This is a genomic window from Affinundibacterium seohonense (genome assembly GCF_014284305.1).
Taxonomy (GTDB): Bacteria; Pseudomonadota; Gammaproteobacteria; order Burkholderiales; family Burkholderiaceae_D; genus Undibacterium; species Undibacterium seohonense.
The window spans coordinates 1-255 of record NZ_JACOFW010000122.1 but is presented as its reverse complement, the minus strand read 5'-3'; the positions used below and the strand labels follow the sequence as shown (position 1 = coordinate 255).

The following is a 255-nucleotide window of genomic DNA, read 5'->3' as shown; positions in this document are numbered from 1 at the left end:
GGTTTCGGGTCTACACCCAGCGACTGTCGCCCTATTCGGACTCGATTTCTCTACGGCTTCCCTATACGGTTAACCTTGCCACTGAATGTAAGTCGCTGACCCATTATACAAAAGGTACGCAGTCACGAAACAAGTCCGCTCCTACTGTTTGTATGCACACGGTTTCAGGTTCTATTTCACTCCCCTTCCGGGGTTCTTTTCGCCTTTCCCTCACGGTACTGGTTCACTATCGGTCGATATCGAGTATTTAGCCTT

Annotated in this window: 1 rRNA gene; it reads right to left on the bottom strand. The window is 49.4% G+C overall.

Annotation, left to right across the window (positions count from 1 at the left end):
- Nucleotides 1-255: ribosomal RNA gene (locus H8K52_RS20820) — 23S ribosomal RNA — on the bottom strand; the annotation flags it as partial.